General features: G+C 73.0%; 18 protein-coding genes. 12 read left to right on the top strand and 6 right to left on the bottom strand.

Annotated elements, in window-relative coordinates; translation table 11 throughout:
* Positions 1 to 30 precede the first annotated feature (30 nt).
* Entirely contained in the window at positions 31 to 1,152 is a 1,122-nt protein-coding gene (locus O0S08_RS13530; RefSeq protein WP_269039527.1) for a hypothetical protein, read from the bottom strand.
* A gap of 65 nt (positions 1,153 to 1,217) precedes the next feature.
* On the opposite strand from O0S08_RS13530, the gene O0S08_RS13525 reads away from it, so the two are divergent.
* The 7 genes from O0S08_RS13525 to O0S08_RS13495 all read left to right on the top strand — a co-directional run bounded on the left by O0S08_RS13525 (position 1,218) and on the right by O0S08_RS13495 (position 7,666).
* Complete coding sequence (locus tag O0S08_RS13525) at positions 1,218 to 2,279, top strand: SprT-like domain-containing protein (RefSeq protein WP_269039526.1); 1,062 nt, start codon at positions 1,218 to 1,220, stop codon at positions 2,277 to 2,279.
* Between the two features lie 290 nt (positions 2,280 to 2,569).
* Positions 2,570 to 3,628, top strand: coding sequence for an SPM autocatalytic domain-containing protein (locus tag O0S08_RS13520; RefSeq protein WP_269039525.1), 1,059 nt, complete (start codon positions 2,570 to 2,572; stop codon positions 3,626 to 3,628).
* An 88-nt stretch (positions 3,629 to 3,716) separates the two neighbouring features.
* Positions 3,717 to 4,880, top strand: coding sequence for a pyridoxal phosphate-dependent aminotransferase (locus tag O0S08_RS13515; protein WP_269039524.1), 1,164 nt, complete (start codon positions 3,717 to 3,719; stop codon positions 4,878 to 4,880).
* The gene (locus O0S08_RS13510) at positions 4,877 to 5,527 is read left to right on the top strand and encodes an O-methyltransferase (RefSeq protein WP_269039523.1); all 651 of its coding nucleotides are present in this window, start codon (positions 4,877 to 4,879) and stop codon (positions 5,525 to 5,527) included. The genes O0S08_RS13515 and O0S08_RS13510 overlap by 4 nt, the downstream gene beginning before the upstream one ends.
* A gap of 224 nt (positions 5,528 to 5,751) precedes the next feature.
* A complete protein-coding gene (locus tag O0S08_RS13505; RefSeq protein WP_269039522.1) occupies positions 5,752 to 6,606 on the top strand; it encodes a hypothetical protein in 855 nt (284 codons plus the stop codon).
* Between the two features lie 3 nt (positions 6,607 to 6,609).
* Positions 6,610 to 7,008 (top strand): hypothetical protein, encoded by a 399-nt coding sequence (locus O0S08_RS13500; protein ID WP_269039521.1) that lies wholly within the window; start codon positions 6,610 to 6,612, stop codon positions 7,006 to 7,008.
* Between the two features lie 112 nt (positions 7,009 to 7,120).
* Entirely contained in the window at positions 7,121 to 7,666 is a 546-nt protein-coding gene (locus O0S08_RS13495; RefSeq protein ID WP_269039520.1) for a GNAT family N-acetyltransferase, read from the top strand.
* 76 nt (positions 7,667 to 7,742) lie between these two features.
* Here O0S08_RS13495 and O0S08_RS13490 read toward each other — a convergent pair whose 3' ends face one another.
* Together O0S08_RS13490 and O0S08_RS13485 are read right to left on the bottom strand one after the other, a co-directional pair.
* Complete coding sequence (locus O0S08_RS13490; RefSeq protein ID WP_269039519.1) at positions 7,743 to 8,876, bottom strand: hypothetical protein; 1,134 nt, start codon at positions 8,874 to 8,876, stop codon at positions 7,743 to 7,745.
* Positions 8,877 to 8,887: 11 nt separating this feature from the next.
* Positions 8,888 to 9,205, bottom strand: coding sequence for a hypothetical protein (locus tag O0S08_RS13485; protein WP_269039518.1), 318 nt, complete (start codon positions 9,203 to 9,205; stop codon positions 8,888 to 8,890).
* 1,484 nt (positions 9,206 to 10,689) lie between these two features.
* Between O0S08_RS13485 and O0S08_RS13480 the strand changes: the two genes are divergently transcribed.
* On the top strand, positions 10,690 to 12,237 hold the full coding sequence (locus tag O0S08_RS13480; protein WP_269039517.1) for a DEAD/DEAH box helicase family protein: 1,548 nt from the start codon (positions 10,690 to 10,692) through the stop codon (positions 12,235 to 12,237).
* Positions 12,231 to 13,436 (top strand): DUF790 family protein, encoded by a 1,206-nt coding sequence (locus O0S08_RS13475; protein ID WP_269039516.1) that lies wholly within the window; start codon positions 12,231 to 12,233, stop codon positions 13,434 to 13,436. The genes O0S08_RS13480 and O0S08_RS13475 overlap by 7 nt, the downstream gene beginning before the upstream one ends.
* A gap of 157 nt (positions 13,437 to 13,593) precedes the next feature.
* Here the strand turns inward: O0S08_RS13475 and O0S08_RS13470 are convergent, their stop codons facing one another.
* Positions 13,594 to 14,064, bottom strand: a complete 471-nt coding sequence (locus O0S08_RS13470; RefSeq protein ID WP_269039515.1) for a MarR family winged helix-turn-helix transcriptional regulator — start codon at positions 14,062 to 14,064, stop codon at positions 13,594 to 13,596.
* Between the two features lie 191 nt (positions 14,065 to 14,255).
* Here O0S08_RS13470 and O0S08_RS13465 point away from each other — a divergent pair, with 191 nt between their 5' ends.
* Together O0S08_RS13465 and O0S08_RS13460 are read left to right on the top strand one after the other, a co-directional pair.
* Positions 14,256 to 16,400 carry a DUF4215 domain-containing protein gene (locus O0S08_RS13465; protein WP_269039514.1) on the top strand — a complete coding sequence of 715 codons (2,145 nt, stop codon included), beginning with the start codon at positions 14,256 to 14,258 and terminating at the stop codon, positions 16,398 to 16,400.
* Positions 16,397 to 17,467 (top strand): MXAN_2562 family outer membrane beta-barrel protein, encoded by a 1,071-nt coding sequence (locus O0S08_RS13460; RefSeq protein ID WP_269039513.1) that lies wholly within the window; start codon positions 16,397 to 16,399, stop codon positions 17,465 to 17,467. Before O0S08_RS13465 ends, O0S08_RS13460 begins: the two co-directional genes overlap by 4 nt.
* 153 nt (positions 17,468 to 17,620) lie before the next feature.
* On the opposite strand, the gene O0S08_RS13455 is transcribed toward O0S08_RS13460, so the two are convergent.
* Together O0S08_RS13455 and O0S08_RS13450 are read right to left on the bottom strand one after the other, a co-directional pair.
* Entirely contained in the window at positions 17,621 to 18,154 is a 534-nt protein-coding gene (locus O0S08_RS13455; protein ID WP_269039512.1) for a hypothetical protein, read from the bottom strand.
* Between the two features lies 1 nt (position 18,155).
* Positions 18,156 to 18,440, bottom strand: a complete 285-nt coding sequence (locus tag O0S08_RS13450; RefSeq protein WP_269039511.1) for a hypothetical protein — start codon at positions 18,438 to 18,440, stop codon at positions 18,156 to 18,158.
* Between the two features lie 118 nt (positions 18,441 to 18,558).
* Here O0S08_RS13450 and rd point away from each other — a divergent pair, with 118 nt between their 5' ends.
* Positions 18,559 to 18,726: a rubredoxin gene (gene rd / locus O0S08_RS13445; protein ID WP_269041959.1), complete on the top strand. Its 168-nt coding sequence runs from the start codon at positions 18,559 to 18,561 to the stop codon at positions 18,724 to 18,726.
* Positions 18,727 to 18,833: the final 107 nt, after the last annotated feature.

Raw genomic sequence — 18,833 nt, 5'->3', positions numbered from 1 at the left:
CGGCGACATGTCCGAAGAGCCACCCTCGCATCAGGGCGCGACCTCGACGCGCAGCCAGGCCGTCGTGGCGCTGCGGCCGTCGGCGAGGACCACGTAGACGTGGTGCGTGCCCGGCTCCTCGGGCGCGCGCCAGTCGACCTCGAAGCCGGGCCCGGCCGTCAGCTCGAACGGCGCCGGGGTGGTCGAGAACCACGCCGCCCCGCGGACCTCGACGATCTGCGACACCGAGACCGCCAGCGTCGACTGGTCGACCGACACCGCGTAGTAGGTCTGCGGCGGCGCCGCCTCGATCAGCGACAGGGCGATCTGGTCGCCTGTCCGAACGGACAGGGTCGCCCCCGACTTGGCCTCGAGGAAGTACTCGCCGCCCCCGGGCGCCGGCACCCACGCCGCGAAGTGGGCGATCGCCGGCGCCACGTCCGGCTCGATCTGGCTGATCTGCCACGGCAGGGCCTCGGGGACCACCGGCGACGTCGCGCCCATCGCCGCCCCGGCCACCACGGTGCGCCAGGTCGGCCCGATCCGCAGCGTGCGGACGAAGAACAGGCAGTCGCGCAGCGACGACGTCACGTCCGCCAGCGCGTCGGCGCGGCGCAGGCACTCGCGCGTGCTCGGCCCCTCGGGCGTGCCCGCGACCATCATCACGATCACGCCGAGGCTGGCCGCGCCGACCACGTCGCGCAGCGGCCCGAGCTCGAACGTCGGCGCCGGCCCCGACCCGAGCGCGCAGGTGTCGGCCTGCGGCAGCTCGACCGCCCCGCACGGCGGCGCCTCGGCGAGGTCGACCAGCTGCGGGCCCGTACAGCCGGAGCCGCCGCACACGAACCATCGCGGCTGCAGCGCCGCCACGTCGACCGGCCCGTCGGGCCCGGCCACGAACGGGGTCGCCCGCACGCGATCGCCGGGCATCGCCTCGACCACGGGGCCTCCGCCGGGCGGCGGGTCCGCGCCCCACGGCCCGCGCTCGATCACCTCGAAGCGCATCGCCAGCGCGTCGGTGTGATCGATCACCCAGTAGGGGCGCTCCTCGGGCAAACAGCTCGCGCCCGCCAGCGCCGCCGCGGCGGCCAGCGTCCGCACCCTCGGGCCCACGCGGATCGCCGTCGCCGCGCCCCCGCGGGCCCGAGAGCGCAGCGGTGCGCGGAGCGGCACCGGACGAGCCTAACCGCTCAGATTCTCGTTGTCGACCGCGTCGGCGTCCGCGATCCTCCGGCCGCATGGTCTCCTTGCACGAGACACTCCACCGGCCCTGGCTGACCGAGCTCTTGCGCAGCTGGCACGAGTTCAACAAGCGCCACCTCGGCGGCGCCCTGCGCCCGCCGGTGCTGCAGATCGATCTGTCGACCGCGCGCCTCGGCCACTGGCAGCGCGACACCCGGACGCTCGGCCTGGCCCACGATCACCTGCTGTCGCACCGGTGGGACGACGTGCTCGACACCCTCAAGCACGAGATGGCGCACCAGTACGTCGACGAGGTCCTCGGCGGCGACGTGCGGCCGCACGGCCCGCAGTTCGCCCGCGCCTGCGCGCTGCTCGAGATCCGCCCCGACGCCACCGGCAGCCCGCGGGCCAGCGACGACCCGGCCGCGCGCGTGCTCAAGCGCGTGCAGAAGCTGCTCGCTCTGGCCACGAGCGCCAACCGCCACGAGGCCGAGGCGGCCATGGCCGCCGCCAACACCCTGCTCCTGCGCTACAACCTCGACCTGCCGCAGGACGGCCCGCCGCGCGACTACGAGGCCCGCCGCCTCGGCGACAGCGCCGCCGCGATCGCCCTCGAGGCCAAGCTGATCAGCTCGATCCTCAGCGAGTTCTTCTTCGTCGAGTGCATCTGGGTCACCACCTACAACGCCCGCCGGCTCCGCCACGAGCGCGTGCTCGAGGTCCTCGGCACCGCCGAGAACCTCGAGATGGCCGCCTACGTCCACGACTTCCTGCACGCGTCCACCAAGCGCCTGTGGGAGCAGGCCAGGAAGGACATGGGCCTGCCCGCCAACCGCCGCCGTGAGTTCAGCGCCGGCCTCCTCACCGGCTTCCGCGACAAGCTCCGCGGCGAACGCCAGCGCAACGAGGAGCAGGGCCTCGTGTGGCTCGGCGACGCCGACCTCGACCGCTTCCTCCGCGGCCGCCACCCCTACATCCGCAGCATGGGCTCCTCCGCCGTCCAGCGCGGCCGCGCCCACGCGGCCGGCCGCGCCGCCGGCGAGGGCCTCACCCTGCACAAGCCCGTCCGCGAGCACCAGAGCCGCGGCCTGTCGCTCCCGCGCGGCCGCGACGACTGAGCGTCGCCTGTCCGCGAGGACAGGTCCCACGACCCGCGAGCGCCACGTCCGCAGAACCTGCCTCTTCGGACATGTCCGAATTGCCATGCGCGATGCGACATGTCCCGAAAATCATCAACTGCGTGCCGCCGTCGCGCCGGCCGGTCGCCTCGCCCCGCGCCCGGACAGCGATGCCCCGTCACTGACAACGATGTCGCGGCCCCCGGGCCATTCTTGCGCCTTGCCGCGCGAGAGCCCGCCCGGGGCCGCAAAACCCGCTTGGCACGCCTCCTGCTTTGCCACTCCGCATCATGCCCAGCCCGCGGATCGTCCTCAGCCTCGCCCTGCTGCCCGCCCTCGTCCTCGCGCCCGCCTGTGACGAAAAGCAGGGCCCCGGACCGAACACCGGCGACGTCGTCGACGACACCACCACGGATGGTCCCGACACCACCGACGGCCCCGACGGTCCGCCCGAGCCTGATACCACGGAGGGCGAGCCCCCCTGCGAGCCCGACGACGGCGGGACCACCTGCGACATCCCCGTCCCCGAGACCGACAGCGAGGGCGACGACGAGCCCGAGCCGCCGCCCCCGCCGGTGGAGCCCAAGCCCGAGGCCGTCCAGTCCTGCCCCGACCTCGAGTGGCCGGGCACCAAGGAGTGTACGACCGAGGGCGGCGAGGCCGGCACCAGCATGTGCTTCGTGTACGAGGGCGAGGAGCACTGGACCGAGTGCAGCGTCGAGGAGCCCCCGTGCGACCCCAACTACAACTGGGACATGGGCTGCGTCGGCGAGATCTGCGCCTTCGACGGCACCGATCTCTACCTGTACTCGTGGGCCGAGGACGAGTGCGACACCCCGCTCGTCCTCAACTTCGACGGCGCCCCGCTGCGCTTCGACGCTGCCACCGCCGCCTCGTTCGACATCTCCGGCGTCGGCCAGTGCCTGAGCACCGACTGGCCGACCCTCCCGTGGCTCGCCCTCGACCGCGACCGCGACGGCGCGATCGACAGCGGCCGCGAGCTGTTCGGCAGCGGCACCGTCCTGCACGGCGGCCGGCGGGCCAGCCACGGCTTCGAGGCCCTGGCCGAGCACGACCTCAACCGCGACGGCAAGATCGACGCCGCCGACCCCGTGTTCGCCGAGCTCGTGCTCTGGTCCGACGGCGACGGCGATCGCCGCGGCGAGCTGTCCGAGCTGGTCCCCGTCGCCCACGTCGACCTCGTCGCCATCCACCTCGACGTCGCCGTCCGCGCCGAGTGCGACGACCGCGGCAACTGCGGCCGCGAGCGCGCCCGCTTCGACTTCAAAAATCTCGCCGGCGAGGTCCGCAGCGGCGAAGTCGTCGACGTCTACCTCGCCTGCCAGTGACCCCGAGCGTCTCCCTCGCCCACGCGCGGCCGCCTCGCTCGGCGGCCTCCGCTTGCCCTCGCCGCCGCGCTCGCGGCATCTTTCGCCCGTGTTCTCGCGCCGCACCGCCTGGCCGCCGGCCGACGAGCCCCCGTTCGTCGCCGCGGCCGGCGTCCTCGACCTCACGATCTCCAACCCGACCGCCGTCGGCCTCCGCCATCCACCTGACCTTTGGGCCAGCCTCGGCGATCCCGGCAGCGCCGCCTACGACCCCGACCCGCTCGGCCTCCCGCAGGCGCGCGCCGCCGTCGCCGACTACTACCGCGCCCGCGTCCCCGGCCTCGGCCTCCCGCTCGCCGACATCTGCCTGCTCGCCGGCACCAGCGAGGCCTACGCCCACCTCCTGGCGATCCTCTGCGACCCCGGCGACGTCGTCCTCGTCCCGCAGCCCGGCTACCCGTTGCTGCCGATGATCGCCGACCTCGCCCACGTCGAGCTGCGGCCCTACCCGCTCCTGTACGACGGGACATGGTCGATCGACCATGTCGCCCTCGACGCCGCGGTCTGCCCGCGCACCCGCGCGATCGTCCTCGTCGCCCCCAACAACCCCACCGGCAATTACCTCTCCGCCGGCGAGCTCGCCGGCGTCGACGCCCTCGCCGCCGCGCGCGGCCTCGCGGTGCTCGTCGACGAGGTCTTCTTCGACTATCCCATCGGCCATGTCCCTGCGGTCAGCCCGATCGCCGGCCCCTGCCAGGCCCTCACCTTCGTCCTGTCCGGCCTGTCGAAGGTCGCCGCCCTGCCGCAGCTCAAGCTCGCCTGGGCCGTCGCGCGCGGCCCGGGCCCGCTCGTGCGCGAGGCCATGCGCAGGCTCGAGCTCGTCGCCGACACCTACCTCAGCGCCGCCACCCCGGTGCAGCGGGCCGCCGCCGACCTCCTCGCCGCCGCCCCGGCCGTGCAGGCGGAAATCCGCGCCCGCGTGGGCGCCAACCTCGGCCGTCTGCGCCGCGCCTGCGCCGGCACCTCGCTGAGCGTCCTCGACGTCGAGGCCGGCTGGACCGCGCTCGTCCGCTTGCCGCACCTGTTCGACGACGGCGGCCGCGGCTGGGCGCGCGAGCTGCTGCACGCCGGCGTCCTGACCCAGCCCGGCGAGCTCTACGAGCTGCCCCCGGCCCACCTCGCGCTGTCCCTCATCACCCCCGAGCCCGAGTTCGCGGACGGCCTCGAACGCGTCACGGAGCGCGTCGCGCACGTGCTAGCCTCCGCCCCATGATCTCGCTGATCGGCCCCGACCTCGCCGCCTACGTCGACGCCCACACCACCGCCGAGTCGCCGCTGTTCGCCCGTCTGCGGGCCGAGACCCAGACCGGCCTCGCCATGCCGCAGATGCAGGTCGGCCACGTCGAGGGCGCGCTCCTGCGGATCCTCGTGGCCGTCAGCCGCGCCCGCGACGTGCTCGAGATCGGCACCTTCAGCGGCTATTCGGCCCTCGCCATGGCCAGCGCCCTGCCCGACGACGGCAAGCTCGTCACCTGCGACATCGACCCCGTCGCCACCGCCGTCGCTCGCCGCTACTTCGCCGAGTCGGGCCACGGCCACAAGATCGACCTCCGCCTCGCGCCCGCGCTCGACACCCTCGCCGAGCTGGCCGCCGAGGGCCGCCGCTTCGACCTCGTCTTCATCGACGCCGACAAGCCCAACTACGTCAACTACTGGAACGCCGCGCTCCCGCTGGTCCCCGTCGGCGGCCTCGTCGTCGCCGACAACACCCTGTGGAGCGGCAAGGTCGTCGCCCCCAAGGAGGCCAGCGACCGCGCCATCGTCGCCTTCAACACCCACGTCGCCGCCGACCCGCGCGTCGAGCACGTCCTCCTGTCCGTCCGCGACGGCGTCATGCTCGCCCGCAAGCTGCGCGACTAAAAAACATGTCCTCAGGGACACGCCATGGCTCGCGCCCGGTCGCGGGGCCATCGACCGGCCCGCACGTGCGGTCGCCGGCCGCGAGCCTCGCCGAGCCCGGCCGAGCGCGACCTGAAACTTTCGGACATGTCCCATCGGCCACCCTTACCGTCGCCGCACCTCTCCCTTGACCCGCTCGTCCCGTCGCCCCTGCGCCGCCTCTTCTCCCACCTGACTTGAACGCCATGTCCCAAGCGTCCTCTTCATGGTTCGCCGCCGATCCGGGCAAGGCCTGGACGGAGCGGTTCATCCTGCTCTACAGCCCGATCTGGATCGCCCTGGTCGCCTGGGCCCTGCTCAGCCGGGCCGTGCTCGCCTGGGACGACCCGACCTTCATCGGCTTCGGCCTGCTGGTCGGCCTGCCGCCGGTGCTGGTGCCGGCGCTGCTGCACCGCCGGCACCCGGCCCTGCGCGCCACGCCCTGGTACGACAGCTACTGGTTCAAGTTCAACGCCTGGATCTTCCTGTTCGTCTTCGTCGGCACGTACTTCCTCACCCACTACTTCTTCGACGTGCTCGGCATGCGCTACGCCTTCCCGACCCGCTGGAACGGCGGCGCCGCGCTGGTCGGGCGCTCGCGCGGCGACATCCCGCTGTTCATGTACCCGCTGACGCAGGCGTACTTCGTGACCTACCACGTGGTCATGCTGGTGTGCATCCGCCGGGTCCGCGGCCTGCTCGGCCTCGCCGAACCTGGCGTCGAGGACATGTCCCCGAGGGCTACCCGGTTCGTGCGCCGGCTCGCCCTCGCCTGCGTCGTGTGCGGCCTCGCCTACGCCGTCTCGTTCGCCGAGACCTGGTTCATGGCCAGCGACGCCATCAGCGACTACTTCCGCTACGCCGACAAGGCGCGCATGCTCAAGTACGGCTCGCTGTTCTACGCCTGCTACTTCCTGGTCAGCCTGCCGCTGCTCGAGCGCCTCGACCCGGCCCAGCGGCGCACCCCGCTCGGCCAGGCCGTGCTCTCGAGCCTGGCGGCCGGCATGCTGGTGTTCTTCATCCTCGACCTGCTGACCTGGGTGATCGGCCCGATCGTGTAGCCCATGGACGAGACCACCCCGGAAATTCAGGCCCCGGATCTGTGGCTCGTCCTCGACGACGTCCACCCCGCCCTGCGCCAGCGCGGCCCCAGCCCGGGCGCGCGCTGGCCCGTCTCGCCCGGCACCCGCCTGACGATCGGCCTGCGCCCCGCCGACCACATCCAGCTCCCGCACACGCGCCAGGCCCTGCTCGGCGGCCAGACCGCCTACGTCCTCGTCCGCCGCGACGACGACCGCGTCGAGGTCCAGCACACCGGCCACATCGGCCACTTCCGCCTCGGCGGCCGAATTTTTAACAATACCGTCCAGCCGCCGCCCGCCCTCGCCCCCGGCGAAGCGGTCGACCTCCTCACCGTCGACGGCGAGCTCGCCCTCCGCCTGCGCCTCGAGGCTGGGCACTGACCGGCCCTTCGAGACATGCCTCCGAGGCCAGGTCTTCGAGGACATGATCCAGGGGCCATGCTCCTCAAGACATGTCCCTTCGATCACCTACGAATCCGGCCGAGCCCCCGCCATGAACCTGCGCCCCCTCCGCTGGCCCGCCGACGCCGCTCCGTTGCGGGAATTCGACGCCTCCTACAGCACCTCGACGATCTTCGTCCCGGAGGTCGTCGGCCTGAACGTGCGCCTGCGGGAGACCCCGCTGAGCGTCCCCTTCCGCAAGGAGTATCACCCCGACACCTTCCTCGAAGCCATCCCGACCGCGTCGTTCACCCTCGCCGCAGAATCGGCGAGCGGCGAGATCGAGGGCTTCACCGCCGTCCACCTGCGGCAGTGGAACCGCAGCGCCGAGCTGAGCGCCCTCTTCGTCGCCCCGGGCAGCCGAGGCCGAGGTCTCGGCCGGGCGCTCCTCGTCGCCGCCCTCGACTTCGCCCGCGACCAGGGCGTGCGCTGCCTGGTGCTCGAGACGCAGAGCACCAACGCCCCCGCGATCCGCTTCTATCGACGCGCCGGCTTCCGCTTCTGCGGCGTCCACACGGCGCTGTACGACCCCGCCACGGTCGCGCCGGAAGAGATCGCGGTGTACTTCACGTATTCGTTCGAAGCTCCGCGAACGTGACGTCGTCGCGGCGCCGCAGTCATCCTGGCCGATGAGCCAGGCGACGCGCAGGACCCACAGTCGGACGACGTCGCCTCTAGAACCGCAGCGTCCCGCCGACGAACTCCCACGCCGCCCGCCGTCCCCGGCGGTGCTGCAGCGCGTCGGCCACCAGCCCGCCGGCGGCGGTCGCCGCCAGCCCGAGGCCCGCGCCGATGAGGCCGAAGCCGGTCATGTAGAGCACCTCGCCGCGCTCCACCGCCTCGCCGACCCACGCCTCCGCGGCGTTGACGGTCACGAAGTAGGTCGTCCCGTAGGCCAGCGTCGCCACCCCCGCGCCCGCCACCGCCCCGCCGGCGATCGCCTCCGCCGTCCACATCCGCCGGCGCAGCGCTTCGTCACGGGCCAGCCCCGTCAGCCCCGCGACCAGCACCCCCGCGCCGAGCCCCAGCGCCGCCGCCCCGCCGCCGCCCCGCTCGGTCCAGATCGCCAGCGGCCGGCGGCAGCCGGCCACGCTCGCGCCTGTCCCGCAGGACATGTCCGCGAAGACATTGTTGGCACCGCGCAGGCTGAGCGCCGTGACCACCGCCCCGCTGACGATCCCGGCCCCGCCGATCAGCGGCGCCGCGATCGCCCATGAGCGCCGGCGGCGGCGCTCGTCCGGGCCCACGCCGGCGGCCCGCGGCGTCCGCGTCATGTCGGCCGCCAGGGTCGTCACCTGTCCCTTCGCACAGGTCACCTCGAGCCGCGCCTCGGCGAAGCCGGGCCGGGCGATCGTCACCACCCAGCGGCCCGGATCGAGCACCAGAGTGGCCGCCCCCGCCTCGAGCAGCTCGTCCCAGCGGGCGCGCAGGGTCAGCGCCTCGCCCTCGCCCTCGCGGGTGGCCGTCACGGTCAGCGGCTCGTCGGGGGCCACCGTCGGATCGACCGCCAGGTGCACCGTCCCGGACTCGCGGGCGGCGGACGCCGCCACCAGCTCGGCCACGTTGCGCCCGGTCCGATCTTGAGATGTCCCCAAGGCCAGGTAGCGCCGCGCCGCCAGCCGCGCGTGCGCATAGCGTCCGGCCTGCAGCCACGCCTGGCTGGCCAGCAGCAGCCCTTGCGGGTGCCCGCCGGCGCGGAAGCAGGCCTCGCCGCGCCGCGCCGCGCCCTCGACCTGCCCGTGCGCCAGCGCCTCCCCGGCCGCGCGCACGCAGTCGGGCGCCGGCACCAGGGCCATCCACAACGCCATCCCCGCAGCGATCACTGGATCTCCAGCCGCAACGGCACCACCAGCTGCGCCTGCGGTCCGGCCACGAACCGCGACTTCTCGAGCTCCGCCGCCACGCACGCCCGCGCCGCCGCCGGCACCCGCGCGTCACCGCGGACGCTCGCGCGCACGACCTTGCCGTCGCTCGCCACCACCAGGCTGCCGGTCAGCGCGGTGCGCCGGCCCACGCCGATCGTGACATGTCCCAACAGACAGGCCAGGACCCGCGGCTCGCCCATGAGCGCCCGCGCCTGCGCGGCGATCCGGCGCCGCCGCTCGGCCGCCTCGCCGTCGGCCTGCGCCACCGGCACCCACAGCGATCCGCCCGCCTCCGCGCCCCCCGGCTGCGCCTCGCCGCGCTTGCCCTGGGCCGCGTCCGCGCCTGCCTCACCCGCACCGTCGCCGTCCGCAGCTCCGCGCCACTCGACGCCCTCGCCCGCTGCCCCGCGCCCGCCCTCACTCGTGCCAGCACCCGCGCTCGCCGCCCCGCGCTGCCCGACGCCACTCGAGCCCGCGCCTCCGCTCGCCCCGACGTCACTCGACCCCGCGCCTCCGCTCGCCCCGACGTCACTCGACCCCGCGCCTCCGCTCCCCGCAGCACTCGCCGAGTCCACGCCGCTCCCCGCGGCGCCGTCGCTGGCGGACGCGCCGCTCGAACCGCTCCCCGCGGCGCCGCTCGAGCCCGCGCTCCCGCGCCCCGAGCTCGTCGTCGTCGGCGGCTCGCCGGGCCGCGCCTCACCTGCCTCTTTCGACATGCGCGAAACGACATAAACCGTCGCACCTGTCCCGACGAACATGGCCCCGAGGACAAGCGCCACCGTGCGCGGCGCGAGCGACCGTCGCGCGCGCGAGCCGGCCCGCGCCACCGCGGCCGAGAGGCCGAGCGCGCGGCCCTGCGTCGTCGACCCTGCCGCCCGCGGGACCTCGCGGATCGTCGACATCGCGGCGTCGCTGTCCGCCGCCGAGCCGGTCGACGCCGCCTCCCGGGCCATGCGAAGTCGTTCGCCCTGGGCCCACGCCGCCGCCTCGGCCCGCGAGCGCGATGCAGCCGCCGCCCGCGACGGCTCGCCGCCTCCGGAGCGCTGCGCCCCGTGTTCCTCCCCGCGGCCTCCGGAGCGCTGCGCCCCGTGTTCCTCCCCGCGGCCTCCGGAGCGCTGCGCCCCGTGTTCCTCCCCGCGGCCTCCGGAGCGCTGCGCCCCGTGTTCCTCCCCGCGGCCTCCGGAGCGCTGCGCCCCGTGTTCCTCCCCGCGGCCTCCGGAGCCCCGCGCCCCGTGTTCCTCCCCGCGGCCTCCGGAGCGCTGCGCCCCGTGTTCCTCCCCGCGGCCTCCGGAGCCCCGCGCCCCGTGTTCCTCCCCGCGGCCTCCGGAGCCCCGCGCCTGTTCCTCCCCGCGGCCTCGCTGCGTCACGGGTCCGTCCTCGCCGTCGGTTCGCGCCGCCGCGTGGGCGCTCTCGCCGTCGTCGCCGCTCCCGCTTCGCGCCGTCGCCGACCGATCCGCCCGACCGCGCTGCGCCGCGTGTGCATCCTCGCCGTCGCCGTCACCGCCGCCGGCCCGCGCGGCAGCGTCGTCGTCGTCGTCGCCGCCGCTCACGGCCCCGTGCGCCGCGTGTTCGACCGTTCCGTGGTCGTCGCTGCGCGACGCTCGGCGCGCGTCGTCGGGTCGACGCGTCCACTCGCCGGTCGCGCCGGCCGTGCTGTCTCGCCGCTCGGGCATCGCGCCGAATATACACGGCCGGCGGGCGGGTCGCGCGCAGGCGCGCATCGCGGCAATTTGCTGCTACCCTCCGCGCCGCGACCATGCCCGTCGAGCTCCACTTCGATCACGGCACGCTCGTCGTCCTCGGCGTCCCCGAGGGTGACGCGCGGCTGGCCGCGCTCGTGAGCCTCGACAAGCGCACCGGCACGCACCGTGCACCGGCGCACCGCTACCGCGCGATCGTCTCGCATCTCCACAACGCCCACATTCCTTACGTCGACAAAGCTCGCATCTACGATCGTCTCGATCTCGCGCTGTCGGGGCCGCTCGAGCCGTTTCCGCACCAGCGGGACGCTCTGGCCGCGTGGCGTGCGGCCGGCGGCGTCGGTGTGGTCGAGCTGCCCACGGGCGCGGGCAAGACGATCCTCGCCGTCCTCGCCATCGTCCACACCGGGCGGCCCGCGCTGATCGTCGTGCCCACCATCGATCTCATGCTGCAGTGGCAGCAGGTCCTGGGCCACTGGCTGCAGCGGCCGATCGGCATGCTCGGCGGCGGCAACAGCGAGGCGCGAGAGATCACCGTCACCACCTACGACTCCGCCGCCGCCCAGACCGAATTCCACGGCAACCGCCACGGCCTCCTCGTGTGCGACGAGTGCCATCACCTGCCCGCGCCGGCCTACCGCTTCATCGCCCAGGGCTGCCTGGCCCCGTTCCGGCTCGGCCTCACCGCCACCTTCGAGCGCCCCGACGGCCTCCACAACATCGCCGCCGAGCTGCTCGGGCCCGTGTGTTACCGGGCCAACATCGACGAGCTCGAGGGCGACTACCTCGCGCCGTACGAGGTCAAGTCGCTGGCGGTCGCGCTGACCGAGGCGGAGCAGGCCCGCTACGACGAGGCCCGCGCGCTCTACATCGACTTCCTGCGCGGCAGCGGCGTCAGCCTCGATCGCCCGGGCGGGTGGGCCCAGTTCATCGCCGTCTGTCACCGCAGCGAGGACGGCCGCCAGGCCTTCGCCGCCTACCGCGAGCAGAAGCGGATCGCCTTCACCGCCGAGGCCAAGATCGAGGCGCTGTGGCGCCTGCTCCTGCGCCACCGCCGCGACCGGATCCTCGTGTTCACCGAGGACAACGACACCGTCCACCGCCTGTCGCGCCTGTTCCTCCTGCCCGTCATCACCCACCAGACCCCGCCGAAGGAGCGCGTCTCGCTGCTGGCGCAGTTCGCCTCCGGCGCGCTCCCGGTGCTCCTCACCTCGAAGGTCCTCAACGAAGGCGTCGACGTGCCCGACGCCAACGTCGGCGTGATCCTGTCCGGCAGCGGCTCGGTCCGCGAGCACGTGCAGCGCCTCGGGCGGATCTTGCGCAAGAAGGAGGGCAAGCGGGCGATCCTCTACGAGCTGTGCACCGCCGTCGCCGCCGAGCACGGCGTCAGCGAGCGCCGCCGCCAGCACCGCGCCTACCAGAAGGAGCCGCTGCCCCGCCGCGGCGCCGCCGCCCTCCGGCCAGGTCCGATCGACCAGGTCCCGAGCGACATGTCCGAATCGCCAGGTCCCTCGGAACATGTCCCGAGCGACATGCCCGTCTCGCCCCCGCGGACCCCGCGCGAACGCCCCGACCTCCCCTCCCCCGCCGAGGGCGAATGCTGACCCGCGACCTCCTCGTCTATCGCCGGGTCAAGGGCCTGCGCCTGCGCCCGACCTTCGTCGACCCGGACGACGACGATCACATCGCCACTGCCGGCGCGCTGATCGACCTCCTCACCCACGGCACCGGCGAGCCGCGCGGCGCGGTCGACGAGGCCGCCGACGCGATCTGCGGCGAGGCGCGCAAGGTCAAGGTCGCGCGCGGCCTCTACAAGCTGCTGACCGACCGCTGCGAGTGGGACGACCCCGGCGACACCGCCATGGACCTGCGGGCCGTCGCCTTCGCCCGCAGCGCGGCCGTCCTGCGCGACCTGTCCGCAGAGTCATCCCTGTCCGACTACCTCGACGCAGTCGCCGCCGGCCTGCCGCGCCCGCTCGCCGACGTGCGGGCGCACCTCTACGACGACCTCGCCGAGCACCGGCGCCTGCTGTCGGCCAAGCTGCCGACCCCGGCGGCCCTGCTGGCCCGCTACAACCTCGCGCTGGCGCAGGGCCTCGTGCTCTACGCCGGCAGCCTCGACGTCCGGGCCGCGAGCCCGGGCCCGCTCGAGCTGCGCAAGCTGCTGCGCTGGCTCCGCTTCTCGCGCCTGGTCGCCGACGTGCGCCGCGACGGCGACGGCTGGCACCTGCGGATCGAAGGCCCGGCCGCGCAGCTCGACATGCAGAAGAAGTACGGCCTGCAGCTCGCCACCTTCCTCGGCGCAGTGCCGGTGCTCGGCAAGTTCACCGTCGAGGCCGACATCGACCTCCCGCGCCAGCCCCGCGGCCGGCTCTACCTCGACCACAAAGACCCGCTCAAGGCGCTCGACGACGGCCCACTCGGCCACATCCCCCAGGAGATCGAGCTCGGCATGGCGAGCCTCGGCGACGCGCGCTGGACCCTCGACCCGATGCCCGAGCTGCGCCACGTCGGCGCCGCCGGCATGTGCGTGCCCGACTTCGCCCTCCGCGACGGCACCACCGGCAAGAGCGTCGCCGTCGAGCTGTTCCACCGCTGGCACCGCCACGCCCTCCTGCGCCGCCTCGACGAGCTGGCCGCCCGCCCCGACCCCCACTTCCTCGTCGGCGTCGACCTCAGCCTCGCCAAGGACGAAGCCCTCGCCGCCCGCCTCGCCGGCGCCCCGCAGGTCTTCACTTTTAATAAATTCCCGACCTGGAAGCGCCTCCAGCCGCTGCTCGAGCCGATCGGCAGCCTGCTCTGAAGGCCAGGTCCGCCGCGGCGCTTCAGCGCCTGCGTGTTCGTACATGTCCTTCGAAGCATGTCTCAAGGGCCTGACGCGCCCCTCGAGAACACGTCGGCCGCAGCTCGCATCGCCCGCAGGCCGGCGGCGAATCGCGGCCGTCCCGCGCTCGCCTCGCTCATTCTTGCGAGTCGAGGTTGTCGCGCACCATCTCGGTCGTGCGCGCGATCGCCTCGATCTCCTGGGGCGAGAAGCCGGCGAACGCGCGGTCGAGCAGCGCGTTCGACACCTCGAGCAGCTTGGGCAGGGCCGCGTAGGCGCGGCGGGTCGGCCTCACCAGGATGGCGCGGCTGTCGGCAGGGTCGGACGTGCGCTCGACCCAGCCCACGCCCTCGAGCGCGCGCACGAAGCGGCCGACCGTCACCTCCGACAGGCCCATCAGGTTGGCCAGCTGGCGGGCGGTCAGCGGCGCGCGCTCTTGAAACAGGTGGATGAGCACGCCGAGCTGCGCCGGCGTCACGTCCTGGAGCCCCGACTCGACCAGCAGGTCGGCGACCTTGCGCTCGAGCTCGCGGTGGATCCGCGAGAGGTTGAGGTACGCCTCGCTCTGCAGCCGCCGCAGGCGCAGCTCGGACCCGGTCGTCGCCATCGACCGCGCTTTCTACCAGAGCCGCGGCGCCGCAGGCTGCGCGTCCGATCGTCACTGCCAGAAGGCGCCAGCTGACAAAATGTCACGCGCGCGCCGCTGTCCGCGTGTGGCAAGCCGCGCCGCGCCAAACTCCCGCGAGGTCCTCGCCTGTGGCATCCTGGTTGCACAGCCGTCGAACGCTGACACCGCCCATGCGTATGCACGACCTCTCGCGTCCTGCTGCCCTCCTCCTCGCCGGCCTGTGCGTGCTCGGCCCGTTGCGCGACGCCGCCGCCCAGACCCCGCCCTCGGGCGGCACCGGCGGCACCGGCGGCACGACGAACAAGTTCCCGCCCGCCGACGCGTTCACGATCCAGTACTGGCTCCTCAACGAGAAGGGCGACTTCCTCCGGCCGCTGACGGAGAAGTACTTCAATCAGTACTTCAACCAGGCCCGCTGCCAGTGCGGGCTGCAGATCGGCGTCATCGTCCGCCTCAAGAAGACGATGGCGGGCTACTCGACCGGCGAGCAGCTGCAGAGCTTCGTCGGCACGCAGTGCGGGATGGCCGAGGTCGCGCTGGCCGGCCAGTTCCGCAAGTGCGCCCAGCTAGGGGTCGAGCTGGTGTCCACCTTCCAGATGGGCATCACGACCTCGTTCCACCCGATCTGGCTGACCAACGGCGTCACTCCGAACTCGCCCTCGCGCAATCCGAGCGAGGCGTACACCGCCGGCTCGTGCGAGGCCAACGTCACCGGCGAGGCGGGCGTGTGGATGTGCGCGCCCAACATGAACAGCATGGGCAACTGCCAGGCCGACGAGTTCTTCATCCAGGGCTCGCAGAACATCAACCTGCCGAGCAAGACCGGCGGCATCAAGTACGACTTCCAGCCGCCGCTGCTCAAGATCAACGACTTCAAGGCCGAGCCGGGCGACGGCGCCGTCGTCCTCACCTGGCAGGCCGGCTCGGGCGACGTCAACGGCTTCCGCATCCTCTGCGAGGACGCAGCCACCGGCCAGCCCGTACCCGGCCTCAAGCAGCCGTTCGCCCACCCGTACGACACCATCCCCAACGGCCAGTACTTCTTCACCCAGGAGAACCTGTGCCCGAACGGCCCCTTCAGCACGTTCTTCACCTCCGAGGACAACCCGCTCGGCACCACCAGCGACGGTGACGACAGCGCCACCGGCACCGACACCGACGGCGGCACCGACACGATCGGCGACACCGGCGGCGACACCCTCGAACCGAGCGCCGAGTGCGGCAACGACATCATCGAGGGCGACGAGGAGTGCGACGAGGGCGACGCCAACGCCGACGACGCGGCTTGCAGCGGCGACTGCAAGCGCAGCTACTGCGGCGACGGGCGGGTCCAGGCCGGCGTCGAGGAGTGCGACGACGGCAACGACGAGGACGGCGACGCCTGCACCAACGCGTGCAAGATGGCCGGCTGCGGTGACGGCAGCCTCTGGGTCGGCATGGAGTTCTGCGACATGGGCGACCTCAACGCCACCGACAACATGTCGCCGTGCAACGAGCTCTGCGAGCTCGTCAACTGCATCGCCCTGGGCACCTGCCCGACGTGCGGCAACAGCGATGATACCGAGGAGCTCGCGCTCGATCCCGAGAACGGTTGCGATGACGGCCCGCTGAACTCGAATCACGCCGCCTGCAAGAGCGACTGCACCAAATTTGAATGCGGCGACGGCTTCGTGTTCAGCGATCCGCCGGACGGGGTCGAGCCGGAGGAGTGCGACGACGGCGAGAACGGCGACAACACCGACGCCTGCACCGAGGGCTGCTTCCGCGCCACCTGCGGCGACGGCTTCGTTTGGAAAGACGTCGAGGAGTGCGACGACGGCAACGACATCAACAACGACGGCTGCTCGAACACCTGCCACGAGCCCGCCTGCGGCGACGGCATCAAGCAGGACGGCGAGGACTGCGACGACGGCCTCAACAACAGCGACACATCGAGCTGCAGCCCCGATTGCACCTTCACCGCCAGCGCCGGCATGTTGAGCCTCGACTGGGACTACGTCTGCAGCGGCCACATCCCGTTCAGCACCAAGACCTACCGGATCCGCGGCCTCGAGAACGGCAAGGAGTACAACTTCATGCTCGTCCCGTACGACTTGATCGGCAACCCCGCGCCGGTCGCCACGATCGCGCGGGGCATCCCGGTCGAGACCTACGACTTGTGGGAGCAGTGCGAGGAAGACGGCGGCATCTGCGGCGCCTCCGGGTACTGCAACGTCAGCGACGACTCGAGCGGCGGCCTGGCCCTCTTCAGCGCCCTCGCAGCGTTCGGCCTCGGCGGCCTCGGCGTCGCCAACCGGAGAAGGAACCGCGCGTGATCGCCTTCGCCTTGACCCTCGTCGCCGCGCCTGCGGCGGCCGACATGACGATCACCGGCGACGCCGGCGCGACCCCGCCGCCGGCCGACCCTGCCACCGTCCCGCCCGCGCCACCTGGCCCCGAGGCCAGCCCGCCGGCCAGCGGCACGACCACCACCGAGACCCGCCAGGGCGACCTGTTCGGCCCGCCCTACGGCTCGCGCGTCGGCGAGAAGCGCGAGGGCGAGGTCTGGCGGCCGATCGAGGGCCCGAGCTACGAGAAGCAGCCGGTCCCCAGCGAGTCGGCGGTCGTCGGCCAGAGCAACCCGGACCTCACGGACAGCCTCAAGAAGAAGCAGACCTCGCTGACCGCCGAGAGCAAGCAGCGGTTCGCGCTCGAGGTCAAGATGGGCCCCTACCTGGCCGACGTCGACCGCAACTGGAGCGGCGAGGGCTTCGGCCCCTACGCCAAGATCTTCGGCGAGACCGACGAGCGCGGCATCACCATCGGCCAGCCGAAGAAGAGCATCTACGGCGGCATCGCCTTCGAGTGGCAGATCACCAAGAAGCTGGCCGGCCCGATCGGCATCGGCGTGCAGTGGACCATGGCCCGCGACAAGGCCCAGGCCCCGCTGGCCGAGCCGCCGGCCGAGGGCAGCACCCGCAGCGGCGCCGACACCGTCCGCTTCACGGTCATGCCGATCGCCCTGCAGGCGGTCTACCGCTTCGAGCTCCTGGCCGACAAGGTCCGCTGGGCCCCGTTCGTCCCCTACGTCAAGGCCGGCCTCGCCTACGGCTTCTGGTGGACCAAGAACGGCAACGGCAACATCGCCGTGATCAAGGACGGCACCGAGGTCGTCGACCGCGGCCGCGGCGGCGTGTGGGGCTACCAGATCAACCTCGGCATGATGCTGCGGCTCGACTTCCTCGACCCCGACACCGCTCGCACCTTCGACCGGATCTCCGGCATCAACCACACCTACATCATCGGCGAGTGGCAGCTGACGCGCCTGTCCAACTTCGGCCGCAAGGACAGCATGAACCTCGGCGACAGCACCTGGATGGTCGGCCTGGCGACGGAGTTCTGAGGCCGCTGGACGCTCCGGGACATGTCCGTCAGGACATGTCCCATTCGCCATGTCCGTCCGGACCTGTCCCAATGAGCGGTCGGGCTCGGCGCGATCGCGGCCTCGACCGCCGGGCGCGTCGCGCCCAACCTGGCCCGAAGGACATCCTCCGCCTCAGCGGTAGACGTGCCCCTGCCCCTGCAGCGCGCCCTCGATGCGCGCCAGCTCGCGCAGGATCGCCTCGAGACGCTGGTCCATCGCCGGGCGCCCGGGCGCCTTGACGTGGGCGCGCTCGAACGCACCGTTCTCGGCCTCCATGGCCCCGCGGATGGCGCCCACACCGGCGCCGAGCGCCTCCAGCTCCTGGCGCTCGTGCGGCTGCAGCCCGTCGATCATCGCCAGGTACAGGCCGACCTCGCGGCTGGCGTCGAGCAGCACCGCGTCGAACGCCTCGACGTCCTCGTCGGTGCGGGTCAGGTCGGTGGCCAGGTGGTCGCGCACCGCCTGCAGCGGCGACTCGAGCCAGATCCGCAGCGTCCGCGTCTCCCGGGCCACGCGGGCCAGCGTCTCGCTGAGGTGGGCCAGCTGCAGCGGCTTCTCCTGGCTCGACTCGAGGTACCGGCGGGCCGCCTCGTCGGCGCGGCGCAGGCGGATGAACCCGTAGCCGGCCACCAGCACCGTGACGACGGCGATGAAGATCGTCTCCATCTCACTCGGCGGCGCCGTCGAGGTCGGCGAGGGCTGGGGCGCGCGCCTTGTCGACGCGCACGGCGCTGGACGTGAACTCGGGGATCTTGCCGTGGGCGACGGCCTCGGGCCAGCAGAACGGGATGGAGGTCGAACCCGGGCCCGGAGCCTCGCTGGCGCAGACTTCGAGGGTGATGCAGCCGCGGCGGCTCGTCACCGCGGACGCGTCGCCCGCGAGCAGGCCGAGCGCCGCCACGTCGACGACGGCGTCGTTGGTGAGTTCGACCTCGGGCGGTGCGCCGGACATCGTCACCGCATCATAGCGCCGAAGATCCGCGCCCGTGACCGCCGGCGCCGCCCTTCACGCGAGCCGCGCCGTGCTTTCGGCCACATCGCGACCGGTGTACGATCGGGCCACCGTGGTCATCGCCAAGAAGTACCGCTGCCTCGTCTGCGAGCACATCTACGACCCCCGCGAGGGCGATCCCTCCACCGGCATCGCCCCCGGGACAGCGTTCGAGGACATCCCCGACGACTGGTACTGCCCCGACTGCGGCGCCACCAAGGCCGACTTCGAGCCCATCGAGGACTGAGTCCAGGCGCCGGCGGGCGCGCCCACCTGGCCCTTGGGACCTGTCCGGATGAGCTCGCCGGCGGCAGCGCCTGTTGCCCTCGTCGCGCCGTTCGGGCGCGCCCCGGG

It is taken from the genome of Nannocystis punicea (assembly GCF_026965555.1).
GTDB classification, from domain to species: Bacteria; Myxococcota_A; Polyangia; order Nannocystales; family Nannocystaceae; genus Nannocystis; species Nannocystis punicea.
Note: the sequence above shows the minus strand (reverse complement) of the source record. Positions and strands in the feature narration are given on the sequence as shown.